Genomic DNA, 15,744 nt, shown 5'->3' on the forward strand with positions numbered 1-15,744 from the left:
CGTCACTCCGTCCGTCCGGGGGCGGTACGTGCCCGGTGGAGGTGGGCGTCCGCCAGATCGGGCCGCCCGGCCTCGGTGAAGGCGGCGGCGAGGGCACGCCCCTCCTCCGCACCGACCGGCGCCGTGGCGCGGTCCAGCACCGCCGACGCCGCGTCCGGCTCCCCGCCGTCCAGCAACGCCCGGGCGGCGGCGACGACGTACCGCGGCTGCTCCGGACGGGAACGGGCGGCGCGGACCAGGACCCGGCGGCAGTACGGTCCGGGCGGGCGGTCACCGCAGCTCTGCGCGACCTGGAGCAGGAAGCCGGCGGCGTGATACGCCTCCAGATCCGCCAGCCAACGGGCGGCGTCGTCGCCGTGGGCGCCCTCGGTGAGGATCCGGGAGTGCGGATGGACGCGGTGCAGCAGGGCGCGGGCCCGCGGGCCGTCCTCCGGGTGCTCGGGCCCGGCCCGCAGCTGCGCCTCCACCAGCATCTCCAGCGCCGTGACGGCGACCTCGGGGACGTCCGCGAGCGGGAGCAGCACCCGGGCCGCGGCGTCGTACTCCGCCAACTCGACGTCGATGTCGGCGAGCGCCAGATGCGCGCGGGCCCGGGCGAGACGGTGCTCGGGGGTGGCCGCGCCGGACGCCTCCAGCTCCTCGAACCACGCCAGGCGCAGCCGCTGGAGGGTGCGCTCCTCGTCGCGGAGGAAGAGCGAGCGGTGCAGCGCGCGGCAGCGGTGCGCCAGCTCCTCCCACAGCGGGCCGGAGGCGCGGTCCGCCCGGTGCAGCTCGTCGGCCAGCTCCATCAGCCGGCCGAACCCGGCGTCCCAGAAGCCGGTGCGGACCGTCGCCGTCGCCATGTCCATCAGGGCCGCGGCGCCGGGCGGCGGGGCGCCGGGCGCCTCGGAGAAGAGGCCGCCGAGGGCCTCCGCGGCGGCGAACGGCATCCCGGACAGCAGCAGCGCGACACCGTACTCGTGTCGGGCGGCGGGGCTCTCCACGCTGAGCTGCCGGGTGAGGGCGACGATCCGCCAGGTGTCGGGTGCGCCGGGCCGGGCGAACGCCGCGCCCAGGCCCCCGCCGGGCAGGCTCTGCGGGTCGTAGGGAACGCTCCAGTCCGCCGAGGGATCTCTCACCGGGCCTCCGTGGGCCGGACGTCGGGCCGTGCGGAAGCGGCCTGCGCCACCCCCGTACGCGCGGAACGCCACCGACGGCGCCCTGCGGTCAGATTAAGCCCAACGGGCGGGTTTCGTATGGGACGTGACCCGGCGCACGGGGAGCGCGGGGGCGCGCTCTCAGCGGTCCCCCTCCCGCAGCACCTCCCGGGCCAGCCGCCGCAGATCCGCCAGGGCCGGATGCCCCGGCTCGTCGCGCCAGGCGAGGACGACCGGGACCGGTGGGGCATCGGTCAGCGGGACGTACGCCATGGTGGGCAGCGGGTGCATCCGGGCGGTCGCGGTGGTGGTGACGCCGACCGCCCGGCCGCCGGTGATCGCGGCCAGCCAGTCGTCGGTGTTGCCGATGGTCACCGTGGACGCGGGCCGGGCGTGCGGGGGCCACAGGTCGAGGGTGGTGGTGCCGGAGACGGTGTTCAGGGCGAGGGTGCGGTCCGCGAGGTCGGTGAGGGAGAGGTGCGGGCGGGCGGCGAGCGGGTCGTCGGCGGCGAGGCCGGCCACCCGCTCCTCGGTGAGCAGCAGTTCGGTGACGAGCCCGGGGGTGCGGACCTCGCCGCGCAGCAGCGCCGCGTCCACGTCGCCGCGCGCCAGCCCCGCCGTACGGTCGTCGATCCGCAGCAGCTCCAGCGGCGTGTCCGGATGCTCCTCGTGCCAGCGGCGCAGCAGCTGCGGGGTGTACGGGCCCGCCGCCGACCAGGCGTGGCCCAGCCGCAGCGGCCAGGCGGCTCCCCGGGCGAGGCGGAGCGCCCGGTCGAAGGCGGTGATCGCGAGGGCGGCCTGATCGCGGAAGCGCAGGCCCTCGGAGGTGAGCGCCAGATGGTGGGTGGAGCGGTCGACGAGGCGGACGCCCAGCCCCTGCTCCAGCTGGCGCAGGGTGCGGGAGACGGCGGGCTGCGTCAGATGCAGCCGCTCGGCGGCGCGGGTGACGCTGAGGGTGTCGGCGATGGCGAGAAAGCAGCGGAAGTGACGCAGCTCGATGCTCATACGCGCGGAGCATAACAACAGGAAAAACGGCATTTCACGGACCGGATCGGCGGGCCTTAGCGTGGTGGCGTGAACTCCTCGTCCCCCCGTCCCGACGGGGCTGCCGCGCCCGCCCCCACTCCGTCCGCCGTCGCGTCGCGCCCCGATCCGGCGGCCCCGGACCCGGCGGGCGTCCCGCATCCCGTCCCGCCCTCGCCGGAGGTCGCCGCGGCCGAGGCGGCGGGCGGCGGCGCGGGCGGGGCGCGCGGCCGGTTCGTGTCGGTGGCACTGGTGATCGGCGGGATCGTCTCGCTGCAGTTCGGCTCGTCGGTCGCGGTGCTGCTCTTCCCGCGCGCCGGGGCGCTGGGCGTCGTCACGCTGCGGCTGGTCGTGGCGTCCCTGGTGCTGCTGATCGCCTGCCGCCCGAAGCTGCGCGGCTACGGGCGCGGCGACTGGGCCACCGTCGTCGGCTTCGGCATCGCCCTGGCCGGGATGAACTCCCTCTTCTACCAGGCGATCGACCGCATCCCGCTGGGTGCGGCGGTCACCCTGGAGTTCCTGGGCCCGCTGATCCTGTCGGTCGCCACCTCCCGGCGGCTGCTGAGCGTGGTGTGGGCGATGCTGGCCCTCGGTGGCGTGGTGCTGCTGGGGCGCGAGGGTTTCGACGGGCTGAACCTCGCCGGAGCCGCGTGCGCGCTGGCCGCGGGCGGGTTCTGGGCCGCGTACATCCTGCTGTCGGCGCGGGCCGGACAGCGCTTCCCGCAGGCGGACGGGCTGGCGCTGGCGATGACCGTCGCGGCGCTGCTCAGCCTGCCACTGGGCATCGCGACCGCCGGGCGCGCGCTGCTCGACCCGGTCACCCTCGGGCTGGGCGCCGCCGTCGCCCTGATGTCGTCGGTGCTGCCGTACACCCTCGAACTCCTCGCCCTGCGCAAGCTCCCGGCGTCCGGCTTCGCCGTCATGATGAGCCTGGAACCGGCCGCCGCGGCCACCGCCGGGTTCCTCGTCCTCCACCAGGCGCTGGGCTGGGCGGAGATCGTCGCCATCGGCCTGGTCGTTGTCGCGAGCGTGGGCGCGGTGCGCAGTGCGGGGGATCCGCACGGCTGACCTGGTCGCCTTCAACGAAGCGCGGGGCGCGGGCCGGACGGCTCGCGCCCCGTTGCCGTGTCCGGCCGGACGGCTCGCGGCCCGTTGCCGTACGCCCGGCGCGCGGGGCGGTCCCGCACGCCCCCGAGCGCGGCCCCGCGCCTTGCGCCGTACGACCCCGCCCACCCGCGCCCAAAAACCATGCAGGCGTGCTTGATTGTTTCTCCGGGTGCTGCCACGCTCGGACCGCACCACGGGCCCGCCGCCGCACCGAGCGGCCTCCGGCGCTCCCCGGGTGCGTACGCGAAGCACGTCAGCAAGGCACACACACCACAGGCAAGGCAGCTGATCCGGGTCCGTCCGTGGGCGGGCCGGGGAGGGAGTGTCGCGTGGCCGATCCCGGCGCCGTACTGGTGGACCTCAGGGACGAGAGCGAGGAGTTGGACGCGCTGGTGGCCGATCTGCCCGCCGGGCGGTGGGCGGACCCGACGCCCGCCGCCGGGTGGAGCATCGCGCACCAGATCGCCCACCTCGCCTGGACCGACCGGCAGGCGCTCGCCGCCGCGACCGACCCGGACGCCTTCGCCCGCGCCGTCGCGCATGCCCTCGCGGCGCCGGACACCTTCGTCGACGAGGGCGCGGCGGAGGGCGCGCGGCAGGAGCCCGCCGCGCTGCTCGCCGGGTGGCGGGCCGGGCGGGAGGCGCTGCTGGCGGCGCTGCGGGCGGTGCCGGACGGGACGAAGCTGGCGTGGTTCGGGCCGCCGATGAGCGTCGCGTCGATGGCGACCGGACGGCTGATGGAGACCTGGGCGCACGGCCAGGACGTCGCCGATGCGCTCGGCGCCGTCCGGACGCCCACCGCCCGGCTGCAGCATATCGCCCGGATCGGCGTCCGGGCGCGGAACTTCGCCTACACCGCACGCCAACTCCCGCCGCCCGCAGAGGAGTTCCGCGTCGAGCTGCGGGCGCCCGACGGCACGTCGTGGACGTACGGACCGGTCGACGCCGGGCAGCGGGTCACCGGCGACGCGTGGGAGTTCTGCCTGTTGGTGACGCAGCGGGCGCACCGCGACGACCTGCCGACCCTGCGCGCCGAGGGCGCCGACGCCGACCGCTGGCTGGACATCGCCCAGGCGTTCGCGGGCCCGCCGGGACCGGGCCGGGCGCCGTCCGGCAAGGGTGGGGGAGCGGCCGGATGAGCGGGGAGGTGCTGCGGATCGGCAACGCCTCCGGCTTCTACGGCGACCGGTTCGACGCGCTGCGCACGATGCTCACCGGCGGCCCACTCGATGTCCTGACCGGCGACTATCTCGCCGAGCTGACCATGCTGATCCTCGGCCGTGACCGGCTGAAGGACCCGAAACGCGGCTACGCCAAGACCTTCCTGCGGCAGCTGGAGGACGGTCTCGGGCTCGCCGTCGAGCGCGGCGTCAGGATCGTCACCAACGCCGGGGGCCTCCACCCGGCCGGACTCGCCGACGCCGTACGGGAGCTGGCGGACCGGGTCGGCGTGCCCGTACGGGTCGCGCACGTCGAGGGGGACGATCTGCTGGCCGCCGGGGACCGCACCCGGTGGGGCGACGGCGTGCTCACCGCCAACGCCTACCTCGGCGGCGACGGCATCGCGGCGTGTCTGCGGGCCGGTGCCGATGTGGTGGTGACCGGGCGGGTCACCGATGCCGCGCTGGTCAGCGGGGCCGCGGCGGCCCACTTCGGGTGGGGGCCCGGCGAGCTGGACGCGCTGGCCGGGGCGGTTGTCGCCGGGCACGTCCTGGAGTGCGGCACCCAGGCCACCGGCGGCAACTACAGCTTCTTCGGCGAACACGATGTGCGCCGCCCCGGCTTCCCGCTCGCCGAGATCGCCGCCGACGGCACCGCCGTGATCACCAAGCACCCCGGCACCGGCGGCGCCGTCACCACTGGCACCGTCACCGCCCAACTCCTCTACGAGACCGACGGCGCCCGCTACGCCGGCCCGGACGTCACCGCCCGGCTCGACACCGTACGGCTGCACGGTGCCGGGCCCGACCGGGTGCGGATCGACGGGGTGCGCGGCGAGGCGCCGCCGCCCGCGCTGAAGGCGGGGCTGACCCGGCTCGGCGGCTGGCGCAACGAGGTCACCTTCGTCCTGACCGGGCTGGACGTCGAGGCGAAGGCGGCGCTGGTCCGCGGGCAGCTGGCGGCGGCGTGCGAGGCGACGGGTGTCCGGCCCGCCGAGGTGCGGTGGACGCTGGCGCGCACCGATCACGCCGATGCGCCGGTCCAGGAGGAGGCGAGCGCGCTGCTGCGACTCGTCGTCCGCGACCTGGACGAGGCGGCCGTCGGCCGGGCGGTCAGCGGCGCCGCCGTCGAACTGGCGCTGGGCAGCTACCCCGGCTTCCACGTCACCGCGCCGCCCGGCAAGGGCACCCCGTACGGCGTCTTCGAGGCGGTGGCCGTGGACCGCGCGGAGGTGGCGCACACAGCCGTGCTGCCCGACGGAACCCGGCAGGCGGTGGCGCCGCCCGCCGTCACCCGGGAGCTGACCCGGCTGCCCGATCCGGAGCCGCCCGCGCCGCCGGCTGCCGGGCTGCCGGTCCGCCGGGCGCCGCTCGGCGCGGTCTGCGGGGCCCGCAGCGGCGACAAGGGCGGCTCCGCCAACGTCGGCGTATGGGCCCGGACGGAGACGGCGTGGCGGTGGCTGGCCCACACGCTGACCATCGAGAAGTTCCGTGAACTCCTGCCGGAAACAGGTGAGTTGGCTATCGACCGGCATCTGCTGCCGGGGCTCTGGTCATTGAATTTCGTGGTCGAGGGACTGCTGGGCGAGGGCGTCGCCGCGCAGGCCCGTTTCGATCCGCAGGCCAAGGCGGTGGGGGAGTGGCTGCGCTCCCGGCACCTGGAGATACCGGAGGTTTTGCTGTGACCGTCCTGGCGACCGCACTCGACACGGGCGGCGCCGCGTACGCGCAGCGGCGTGCGGAGATGCTGGCGAAGCTCGCGGAGGTCGAGGAGGCGCACGGGCAGGCGCTGGCGGGTGGCGGCGAGAAGTACCTCACCCGCCACCGGGGGCGCGGCAAGTTGCCCGCCCGCGAACGCATCGAGCTGCTGCTCGACCCGGACACGCCGTTCCTGGAACTCTCGCCGCTCGCCGCCTGGGGCAGCGAATCCCCCACGTACGCAGTGGGTGCCGCGCTGGTCACCGGTATCGGCGTGGTCGAGGGCGTGGAGTGCCTGATCACCGCCAACGACCCGACGGTGCGCGGCGGCGCCTCCAACCCCTGGACGCTGAAGAAGGCGCTGCGCGCCAACGAGATCGCGTACGCCAACCGGCTCCCGGTGATCTCGCTCGTCGAGTCCGGCGGCGCCGATCTGCCGAGCCAGAAGGAGATCTTCATCCCGGGCGGGGCGCTCTTCAAGGACCTCACCCGGCTCTCCGCCGCCGGGATCCCGACCGTCGCCGTGGTCTTCGGCAACTCCACCGCGGGCGGCGCGTACGTCCCCGGTATGTCCGACCACGTGATCATGGTCAAGGAGCGCGCCAAGGTGTTCCTCGGCGGGCCGCCGCTGGTGAAGATGGCCACCGGCGAGGAGAGCGACGACGAATCGCTGGGCGGCGCCGAGATGCACGCCCGCACCTCCGGACTCGCCGACCACCTCGCGCTCGACGAACCGGACGCGCTGCGCCAGGCCCGCCGGGTCGTCGCCCGCCTCAACCGGCGCAAGGCGCACCCCGATCCGGCGCCCGCGCCGCCCCCGAAGTGCGACGCCGAGGAACTGCTCGGCATCGTCCCCGGCGACCTCAAGGCGCCCTTCGACCCCGGTGAGGTCATCGCCCGGATCGTCGACGGCTCCGACTTCGACGCCTTCAAACCGCTCTACGGCACCAGCCTGACCTGCGGCTGGGCCACACTGCACGGCTATCCCGTCGGCATCCTCGCCAACGCCCGCGGCGTGCTCTTCAGCGAGGAGTCCCAGAAGGCCGCCCACTTCATCCAACTCGCGAACCAGCGCGACATCCCGCTCCTCTTCCTCCACAACACCACCGGCTACATGGTCGGCAAGGAGTACGAACAGGGCGGGATCATCAAGCACGGCGCGATGATGATCAACGCCGTCTCCAACTCGAAGGTGCCGCACCTCTCCGTCCTGATGGGCGCCTCGTACGGCGCCGGTCACTACGGCATGTGCGGACGCGCCTACGACCCCCGCTTCCTCTTCAGCTGGCCGACCGCCAAATCCGCCGTCATGGGCCCGCAACAACTCGCAGGGGTCCTGTCGATTGTCGCCCGCGCCTCCGCCGCCGCCAAGGGACAGCCGTACGACGACGAGGCCGACGCCGGGCTGCGGGCGATGGTCGAGCAGCAGATCGAGTCGGAGTCGCTGCCGCTCTTCCTCTCCGGGCGGCTCTACGACGACGGCGTCATCGACCCCCGCGACACCCGCACCGTTCTCGGCCTGTGCCTGTCCGCCGTGCACACCGCGCCCGTCGAGGGCGCGCGCGGCGGCTTCGGCATCTTCCGGATGTGAGGCAGCAATGACCGATCGGACCCCAACGCCCCCTTCGTCCCTCACTCTTTCGGGTGTTCTTGTCGCCAACCGCGGGGAGATCGCGCGCCGGGTCTTCCGCACCTGCCGGGAACTGGGCCTGGCCACCGTCGCCGTGCACTCCGACGCCGACGCCCGCGCCCCGCACGTCCGCGAGGCCGACACCGCCGTCCGGCTGCCGGGCGACGCCCCCGCCGACACCTATCTGCGCGGCGACCTGATCGTGAAAGCCGCCCTCGACGCGGGTGCGGACGCCGTTCACCCCGGCTACGGCTTCCTCTCCGAGAACGCCGCGTTCGCCGCCGCCGTCACCGACGCCGGGCTGACCTGGATCGGCCCGCCGCCCGAGGCGATCGAGGCGATGGCCTCCAAGACCCGCGCCAAGGAGCTGATGGCGGCGGCCGGGGTCCCGCTGCTGGAACCCGTGGATCCGGCCTCCGCCACCGCCGCCGACCTGCCGCTGCTGGTCAAGGCGGCGTCCGGCGGCGGCGGTCGCGGGATGCGGCTGGTCACGGAACTCTCCGCAATCGAAGGAGAGTTGGCGGCAGCGCGGGCCGAGGCCGCCGCTGCGTTCGGGGACGGTGAGGTGTTCGTCGAGCCGTATGTCACCGGGGGCCGTCACGTCGAGGTGCAGATCCTGGCCGACGCGTACGGCGGCGTCTGGACCCTCGGCACCCGCGACTGCTCCCTCCAGCGCCGCCACCAGAAGGTCATCGAGGAGGCGCCCGCCCCCGGGCTCTCCGACGGGCTGCGCACCACGCTGCACGAGGCCGCCGCCCGCGCCGCCCGCGCCATCGGCTACCGCGGCGCCGGCACCGTCGAATTCCTGGTCTCCGCCGACGGCCGCGCCCACTTCCTGGAGATGAACACCCGCCTCCAGGTCGAACACCCCGTCACCGAGGAGATCTACCGCCTCGACCTCGTCGCCCTCCAACTCGCCGTCGCCGAGGGCAGCCCGCTGGACGCCGCACCGCCGCTGCCCCGCGGCCACGCCGTCGAGGCCCGCCTCTACGCCGAGGACCCGGCGGCCGGCTGGCGGCCCGGCACCGGCCCGCTGCACCGTCTCGCCGTGCCCGGCGCCGTCCGCCTCGACTCCGGCGTTGCCGACGGCTCCACGATCACCGCGCACTACGACCCGATGCTCGCCAAGGTCATCGCCTGGGCCCCGACCCGCGCCGAGGCCGTCCGCCGCCTCGCCCACGCCCTCGAACGCGCCCAGGTCCACGGCCCGGTCACCAACCGCGACCTGCTGGTCCGCTCCCTGCGCCACCCCGCCTTCGCCACCACCGACGGCCTCGACACCGGTTTCTACGACCGCCACCTGGCCGAACTGACCGCCCACGACGCGACGTACGAGGCCCGCGCCCGCCTCGCCGCGCTCGCCGCCGCGCTCGCCGATTCCCACGGCCGCTCCCGCTTCGGCGGCTTCCGCAACGTCCCCTCACAGCCGCAGGTCAAGACGTACGCGGCCGACGGGTCGGGCGGCGGGACGTACGAGATCCGCTACCGCCTGGTGCGCGGCGCGCTGCACGCCGAGGGCTTCCCCGGCGTACGGCTGCTGGAGCACACGGCGGAGGGCGCGGTCCTCGACGTGGACGGGCTGCGGCGGGAGTTCGCCGTGGCCCGCTACGGCGACCGGGTCCACGTCGACGCCGCCACCGGCGGCCACGCCTTCACCGCGCTGCCCCGCTTCCCCGACCCCGCCGACCGCACCGAACCCGGCTCCCTGCTCGCACCGATGCCCGGCACCGTCGTCCGCCTCGCCCCCGGCCTGGCCGAGGGCGACCGGGTCGAGGCCGGAACGCCGCTGCTCTGGCTGGAGGCGATGAAGATGGAACACACCGTCGCCGCCCCCGCCGCCGGGACGCTGACCAGCCTGCCGGTGAGCGTCGGTATGCAGGTCGAGGTCGGTGCGTTGCTGGCGGTCGTGGGGGAGTGAGGTGCGCGATCACGACCGGCTGGGGCCGTACCCGCACCCGGCCGGGCCGCCAGCGGACGGGCTCGCGCCCGGCCGGGCCCCGCACCCGCGCCCGGCCGGGCCCCGCACCCCGTACACCTCACGTATCTCATGTATCTCACGTATCTCGCACGTCTCACGCACTTCACCCACCGCACAGAGGGAGCCGCTATGAGCACCGCCCTGCGCAACTCCGTGATCGAGACCGAGGAACAGCGCGACCTGCGCGCCGCCGTCGCCGCGCTCGGCAAGCGGTACGGCCGGGAGTACTTCACCCGCGTCGTCGCCGAGGGCCGTCACTCCGATGAACTCTGGGCGGAGGCCGCCGGGCTCGGCTACCTCGGCGTGAACCTCCCCGAGGAGTACGGCGGCGGGGGCGGCGGAATCGTGGAACTCTCCCTCGTACTCGAAGAGTTGGGTGCCGCGGGCTGCCCGCTGCTGATGATGGTCGTCTCCCCGGCCATCTGCGGCACCGTCATCGCCCGCTTCGGCACCGACGAGCAGAAACGTGCCTGGCTGCCGGGGCTCGCCGACGGCAGCCGCACCATGGCCTTCGGTATCACCGAACCGGACGCCGGATCCAACTCCCACCGCATCACCACCACCGCCCGTCGGGAGGGCTCGGACTGGATACTCACCGGCCGTAAGGTCTTCGTCTCCGGTGTCGACATCGCCGAGGCCACCCTCATCGTCGGCCGCACCGAGGACGCCCGCACCGGCCGCCTCAAGCCCTGCCTCTTCCTCGTCCCGCGCGACGCACCCGGCTTCGGCCGCAGCCCCATCCCGATGGAACTCGCCGCCCCGGAGAAGCAGTTCGAGCTGGTCCTCGATGACGTGCGGCTGCCCGCCGACGCGCTTGTCGGCGACGAGGACGCCGGACTCCTCCAGCTCTTCGCCGGGCTCAACCCGGAACGCATCATGACCGCCGCGTTCGCCCTCGGCATGGGCCGCTACGCCCTCGACCGCGCTGTCGACTACGCCCGCACCCGGCAGGTCTGGAAGGACCCCATCGGCGCCCACCAGGCCATCGCCCACCCCCTCGCCCAGGCCCATATCGACCTGGAATGCGCCCGCCTGATGATGCAGAAGGCCGCCCACCTCTACGACGCCGGGGACGACCTCGGCGCCGGGGAAGCCGCCAACATGGCCAAGTACGCCGCCGGGGAGGCCGCCGTCCGCGCCGTCGACCAGGCCGTGCACACCCTCGGCGGCAACGGCCTCACCCACGAATACGGCCTCGCGTCCCTCATCACCGCCGCCCGCGTCGCGCGAATCGCCCCCGTCAGCCGAGAGATGATCCTGAACTACGTCTCCCATCAGACGCTGGGCCTCCCCAAGTCCTACTAGGGCGTGTCTTCCCGGTCCTCGTGGGCCTGTGACGCCCGGCAGCGCACCTCGCGGCGTTGTCGCCCCTCCCACGGACACCCGGTCCGCGGGAGGGGCTCCGCCTTGCGAGGCACGGCACCGGACGCCGCAGGCGTGATCCACGCAGACCGGAAAGACAGGCCCTGGCCAGCGCCACCGGGGGACCGCAGGACCAACCCTCCCCGAGCGCGGCGCGCAGGCGCCCCCGCACGCCCGCGCCGCGCTCCGCCACGGAAGGAATCTCCGGCATGGCTTCCCACGTGTTCCACAGCGACCACCCCCCGCTCGCCCCCGTCACCGAGCCGGTTCACTCCTACGTCCTGGCCGGTGCCGCCGCCCGGGGCGACCACCCCGCACTGATCGACGCCACCGACGGCACCACCTTCGGCTACGCCCGCCTCGACCACCTCAGCCGCCGCCTCGCCGCCGGACTCGCCGCGGCCGGTCTCGGCAAGGGCGACGTCCTCGCCCTGCACAGCCCGAACAGCGCCCTCTTCCCCGTCGTCTGCTACGCCGCCTGGCGCTGTGGCGCGGCCGTCACCACCGTCCACCCACTCGCCACCGCCGAGGAGTTCGCCACCCAGCTCGCCGACTCCGGGGCCCGCCGCATCGTCACCGTCGCCGCCCTCCTCGACACCGCCCGGGACGCCGCCCGACGGGCCGGAGGCATCACCGAGATCCTGGTCGGCGACCGCGCCGACGGCCACCGCTCCGTCCTCGACCTCGCCGACACCACCGCCCCGGAACCGGACGTCGACCTCGACCCCGCCGCCGACCTCGCCGTCCTGCCGTACTCCTCCGGCACCACCGGCACCCCCAAGGGCGTGATGCTCACCCACCGTTCCGTCGCCACCAACCTCGCCCAGCTCGACGCGTTCCTCAGCGGCGGACCCGACGACCGCGTCCTCGCCGTGCTGCCGTTCTTCCACATGTACGGCCTCACCGCCCTGATGAACGCCCCGCTGCGCACCGGCGCCACCGTCGTCGTGCTGCCCCGCTTCGACCTGGAACAGTTCCTCGACGCGCTCCAGCGATACCGCGTCACCGCCGTCTACGCCGCGCCGCCGATGGTCCTCGCCCTCGCCAAACACCCCCTGGTGGACCGCTACGACCTCTCCTCCCTGAAGTACCTGGTCTGCGCCGCCGCGCCGCTGGACGCCGCGCTCGCCGACGCCTGCGCCCGCCGCCTGGGCCTCAAGGCCGTCCTCCAGGCGTACGGCATGACCGAACTCTCGCCCGCCAGCCACCTCGTACCGCCCGGCGCCGACGCCCCGCCCGGCACCGTCGGGCGTCTGCTGCCCGGCACGGAGATGCGGCTGGTGTCGCTCACCACCGGCGCGGACCTGCCGCCCGGCGAGGACGGCGAGATCGTGCTGCGCGGCCCGCAGGTGATGAAGGGGTACCTCGGCCGCCCCGAGGCCACCGACGCCCTGATCGACGCCGACGGCTGGCTGCACACCGGCGACATCGGCCGGATCGACGCCGATGGCTGGCTCTACGTCGTCGACCGCGTCAAGGAGCTGATCAAGTACAAGGGTTACCAGGTCGCCCCCGCCGATCTGGAGGCGCTGCTGCTCGCCCACGACGACATCGCCGACGCCGCCGTCATCGGCGTCACGGACACCGACGGCAACGAGATCCCCAAGGCGTACGTCGTCCGCCGCCCGGGGGCCGCCCTCGGTGCGGACGACGTTCTCACGTACGTTGCCGGACGAGTCGCCCCGTACAAGCGGGTGCGCCGCGTGGAGTTCACCGATACGGTGCCGCGCGCGGTGACCGGCAAGATCCTGCGGCGCGAACTGCGCGCCAGGGAAAGGAGTTCCACGGCCCGATGACCGACACCACGTCAGGCACCACCCACGGCGCCGCACCGCTGGACGGCGCCGACCCGCTCGCCCGCACCGCCCACGACCAAGGCGTCAAGGACGGCCCGCTCGTCCGCACCGCACACGATCTGGGCGTCACCACCCTCACCCTGGACTCTCCCCGCAACCGCAACGCGCTCTCCGCCCGCCTCGTCGGCGAGCTGCACGCCGCCCTCGCCGAGGCCGCCGCCGACGACGCCGTCCGCGCCGTCGTCCTCACCCACACCGGCACCACCTTCTGCGCCGGAGCCGACCTCACCGAGGCGACCGACGGCGCCCCGACCGACGCGCCGCTGGACCTGACCCGGCTGCTGCGCACGGTCGTGGAGCTGCCCAAACCGGTCGTCGCCCGCGTCACCGGGCATGTCCGCGCCGGGGGCACCGGGCTGCTCGGCGCCTGCGACATAGCAGTGGCCGGGCCCGGCGCCACCTTCGCCTTCACCGAGGCGCGCCTCGGACTCGCCCCGGCCGTCATCTCGATGCCGCTGCTGCCCCGCCTCGACGCCCGCGCCGCCGGGCGCTACTACCTCACCGGCGAACGGTTCGACGCCGCCGAGGCCGCCCGCATCGGCCTGGTCACCCTCGCCGCCGACGACGTCGACGGCGCCCTCGTACCCCTGCTCGACGGCCTGCGCCAGGGCTCCCCGCAGGGCCTCGCCGCCTCGAAGGCGCTGGTCACCGCAGAGGTGCTGCGCACCTTCGACCGCGACACCGAGGCGCTGGCCGCCGAGTCCGCGCGGCTCTTCGCCTCCGCCGAGGCGCGCGAGGGCATGACCGCCTTCCTGGAGCGAAGGGCCCCGCGATGGGCACGGTGAACGCCGCCCGCACCGCCAAGGCCCCCCAGCAGGAACGCAGCCGGGCCACCCGCCGCGGCCTGCTGGAGGCGGCGGTGGCCTGCCTGGCCGATCACGGCTGGGCGGGCTCCACCGTCGCCGTCGTCGCCGAACGCGCCGGGGTCTCCCGCGGCGCCGCCCAGCACCACTTCCCCACCCGCGAGGACCTGTTCACCGCCGCCGTCGAGCACGTCGCCGAGGAACGCTCGCAGGCGCTGCGTGACCTCTTCCCGGCGGGCACCGGCGTCGCCACCGACCGCCGCGCCGTCGTCGCCGCCGTCGTCGACCTCTACACCGGCCCGCTCTTCCGCGCCGCCCTCCACCTGTGGGTCGCCGCCTCCTACGAGGACCAACTCCGCGCCCGCGTCACGGAGTTGGAGGCACGGGTCGGCCGGGAGTCCCACCGCACCGCCGTCGACCTGCTCGGCGTCGACGAATCCGTCCCCGGCGTCCGCGAAACCGTCCAGGGCCTGCTGGACATGGCCCGCGGTCTGGGCCTGGCGACCCTGCTCAGCGATGACACGGTGCGGCGGGAACGGGTCGTCGACCAGTGGGCCGAGCTGCTGGACGAGGCGCTGGACTGAGTCGATGCCACGCGGCGGGCCGCACCCGGAGCCGTCCCCGGGTGCGGCCCGCCGCGGAGCCGTAGGGGGCGCCCGTACGGGACGCGGCCCTCGGGGCAGGCCCGTACGGGACGCGGCCCCAAGGGATCGCCCTACGGGACGTGCCCCAGGGCCCGCCCCTACGGACTTTCTCCGTGCGCCGCCGTGTCGAACCCCGAGATCTCCCGCGGATCCCGCGCCGCGGGCCCCACGTACCGGGCCGACGGCCGCACCAGCCGTCCGGTGCGCTTCTGCTCCAGGATGTGCGCGCTCCACCCGGCCGTGCGGGCGCAGGTGAACATCGAGGTGAACATGTGCGCCGGGACCTCCGCGAAGTCCAGCGTGATCGCCGCCCAGAACTCCACATTCGTCGCCAGCACCCGGTCCGGACGCCGGTTGTGCAGCTCCTCCAGCGCCGCCTTCTCCAGCGCCTCGGCCACTTCGAAGCGGGGCGCGCCCAGCTCCTTCGCGGTCCGCCGCAGCACCCGCGCCCGCGGGTCCTCGGCCCGGTAGACGCGGTGCCCGAAGCCCATCAGCCGCTCCCCCTTGTCCAGGGTCTTGCGGACGTACGCCGCCGCGTCGCCGGTCCGCTCGATCTCCTCGATCATGCCGAGCACCCGCGACGGCGCCCCGCCGTGCAGCGGCCCCGACATCGCGCCGACCGCCCCCGACAGCGCCGCCGCCACATCCGCGCCGGTCGACGCGATGACCCGGGCGGTGAACGTCGACGCGTTCATGCCGTGCTCCGCCGCCGACGTCCAGTACGCGTCGACCGCCGCGACATGCTTGGGGTCCGGCTCCCCGCGCCAGCGCCGCATGAACCGCTCCACGACGGTCTCCGCCTTGTCGATCTCCCGCTGCGGCACCATCGGCAGCCCCTGCCCGCGCGCCGACTGCGCCACGTACGACAGTGCCATCACCGCGGCGCGCGCCAGATCGTCGCGCGCCGTCCGCTCGTCGATGTCCAGCAGCGGTTTGAGGCCCCACACCGGCGCCAGCATCGACAGCGCCGACTGCACATCGACGCGGATGTCCCCGGAGTGCACCGGGATCGGGAACGGCTCGGCCGGCGGCAGCCCGGGGTCGAACGCCCCGTCCACCAGCAGACCCCACACCTTCCCGAACGACACGCTGCCGACAAGGTCTTCGATGTCGACGCCGCGGTAGCGCAGCGCGCCGCCCTCCTTGTCCGGTTCGGCGATCTCCGTCTCGAACGCGACGACACCCTCAAGTCCGGGTACGAATGCGGACATCTGGCGACTCCTCAAGGTACGGACGGCCCACGGTCGGTGACCGGTTGCCGTGCGGTCGGCTCGGTGTGCGGCGCCGGAACGGTTCCGCGGCTGCGCCCGGCAGCTCGCGGTCCGCGCCGGTCACCGGATGCCTCGC

General features: G+C 74.6%; 12 protein-coding genes. 9 read left to right on the forward strand and 3 right to left on the reverse strand.

Annotation, left to right across the window (positions count from 1 at the left end; genetic code table 11):
* Window positions 1-2: 2 nt before the first annotated feature.
* Window positions 3-1,118, reverse strand: a complete 1,116-nt coding sequence (locus OG422_RS19180) for a hypothetical protein (protein WP_405743856.1) — start codon at window positions 1,116-1,118, stop codon at window positions 3-5.
* A gap of 159 nt (window positions 1,119-1,277) precedes the next feature.
* Complete coding sequence (locus tag OG422_RS19185) at window positions 1,278-2,141, reverse strand: LysR family transcriptional regulator (protein WP_405743857.1); 864 nt, start codon at window positions 2,139-2,141, stop codon at window positions 1,278-1,280.
* Between the two features lie 255 nt (window positions 2,142-2,396).
* Here OG422_RS19185 and OG422_RS19190 point away from each other — a divergent pair, with 255 nt between their 5' ends.
* The 9 genes from OG422_RS19190 (at window position 2,397) to OG422_RS19230 (ending at window position 14,337) form a co-directional block, all read left to right on the forward strand.
* Window positions 2,397-3,227, forward strand: a complete 831-nt coding sequence (locus tag OG422_RS19190) for an EamA family transporter (RefSeq protein WP_405747893.1) — start codon at window positions 2,397-2,399, stop codon at window positions 3,225-3,227.
* A 368-nt stretch (window positions 3,228-3,595) separates the two neighbouring features.
* Window positions 3,596-4,405 carry a TIGR03084 family metal-binding protein gene (locus OG422_RS19195; protein WP_405743858.1) on the forward strand — a complete coding sequence of 270 codons (810 nt, stop codon included), beginning with the start codon at window positions 3,596-3,598 and terminating at the stop codon, window positions 4,403-4,405.
* Window positions 4,402-6,111 (forward strand): acyclic terpene utilization AtuA family protein, encoded by a 1,710-nt coding sequence (locus OG422_RS19200; RefSeq protein ID WP_143940965.1) that lies wholly within the window; start codon window positions 4,402-4,404, stop codon window positions 6,109-6,111. Before OG422_RS19195 ends, OG422_RS19200 begins: the two co-directional genes overlap by 4 nt.
* Window positions 6,108-7,715 (forward strand): acyl-CoA carboxylase subunit beta, encoded by a 1,608-nt coding sequence (locus tag OG422_RS19205; protein WP_405743859.1) that lies wholly within the window; start codon window positions 6,108-6,110, stop codon window positions 7,713-7,715. Before OG422_RS19200 ends, OG422_RS19205 begins: the two co-directional genes overlap by 4 nt.
* A gap of 7 nt (window positions 7,716-7,722) precedes the next feature.
* Window positions 7,723-9,672, forward strand: a complete 1,950-nt coding sequence (locus OG422_RS19210; RefSeq protein WP_405743860.1) for a biotin carboxylase N-terminal domain-containing protein — start codon at window positions 7,723-7,725, stop codon at window positions 9,670-9,672.
* Window positions 9,673-9,861: 189 nt separating this feature from the next.
* Entirely contained in the window at window positions 9,862-11,037 is a 1,176-nt protein-coding gene (locus OG422_RS19215; RefSeq protein ID WP_143940962.1) for an acyl-CoA dehydrogenase family protein, read from the forward strand.
* A 266-nt stretch (window positions 11,038-11,303) separates the two neighbouring features.
* Window positions 11,304-12,890 carry an AMP-binding protein gene (locus OG422_RS19220; RefSeq protein WP_143940961.1) on the forward strand — a complete coding sequence of 529 codons (1,587 nt, stop codon included), beginning with the start codon at window positions 11,304-11,306 and terminating at the stop codon, window positions 12,888-12,890.
* A complete protein-coding gene (locus OG422_RS19225; RefSeq protein ID WP_405743861.1) occupies window positions 12,887-13,735 on the forward strand; it encodes an enoyl-CoA hydratase family protein in 849 nt (282 codons plus the stop codon). Before OG422_RS19220 ends, OG422_RS19225 begins: the two co-directional genes overlap by 4 nt.
* Window positions 13,723-14,337 carry a TetR/AcrR family transcriptional regulator gene (locus OG422_RS19230; protein WP_143940959.1) on the forward strand — a complete coding sequence of 205 codons (615 nt, stop codon included), beginning with the start codon at window positions 13,723-13,725 and terminating at the stop codon, window positions 14,335-14,337. The genes OG422_RS19225 and OG422_RS19230 overlap by 13 nt, the downstream gene beginning before the upstream one ends.
* 158 nt (window positions 14,338-14,495) lie before the next feature.
* Here OG422_RS19230 and OG422_RS19235 read toward each other — a convergent pair whose 3' ends face one another.
* Window positions 14,496-15,608, reverse strand: a complete 1,113-nt coding sequence (locus OG422_RS19235; RefSeq protein ID WP_405743862.1) for a citrate synthase 2 — start codon at window positions 15,606-15,608, stop codon at window positions 14,496-14,498.
* Window positions 15,609-15,744 lie beyond the last annotated feature (136 nt).

Origin of the sequence: Streptomyces sp. NBC_01525 (assembly GCF_045040405.1) — a bacterium.
Taxonomy (GTDB): domain Bacteria; phylum Actinomycetota; class Actinomycetes; order Streptomycetales; family Streptomycetaceae; genus Streptomyces; species Streptomyces benahoarensis.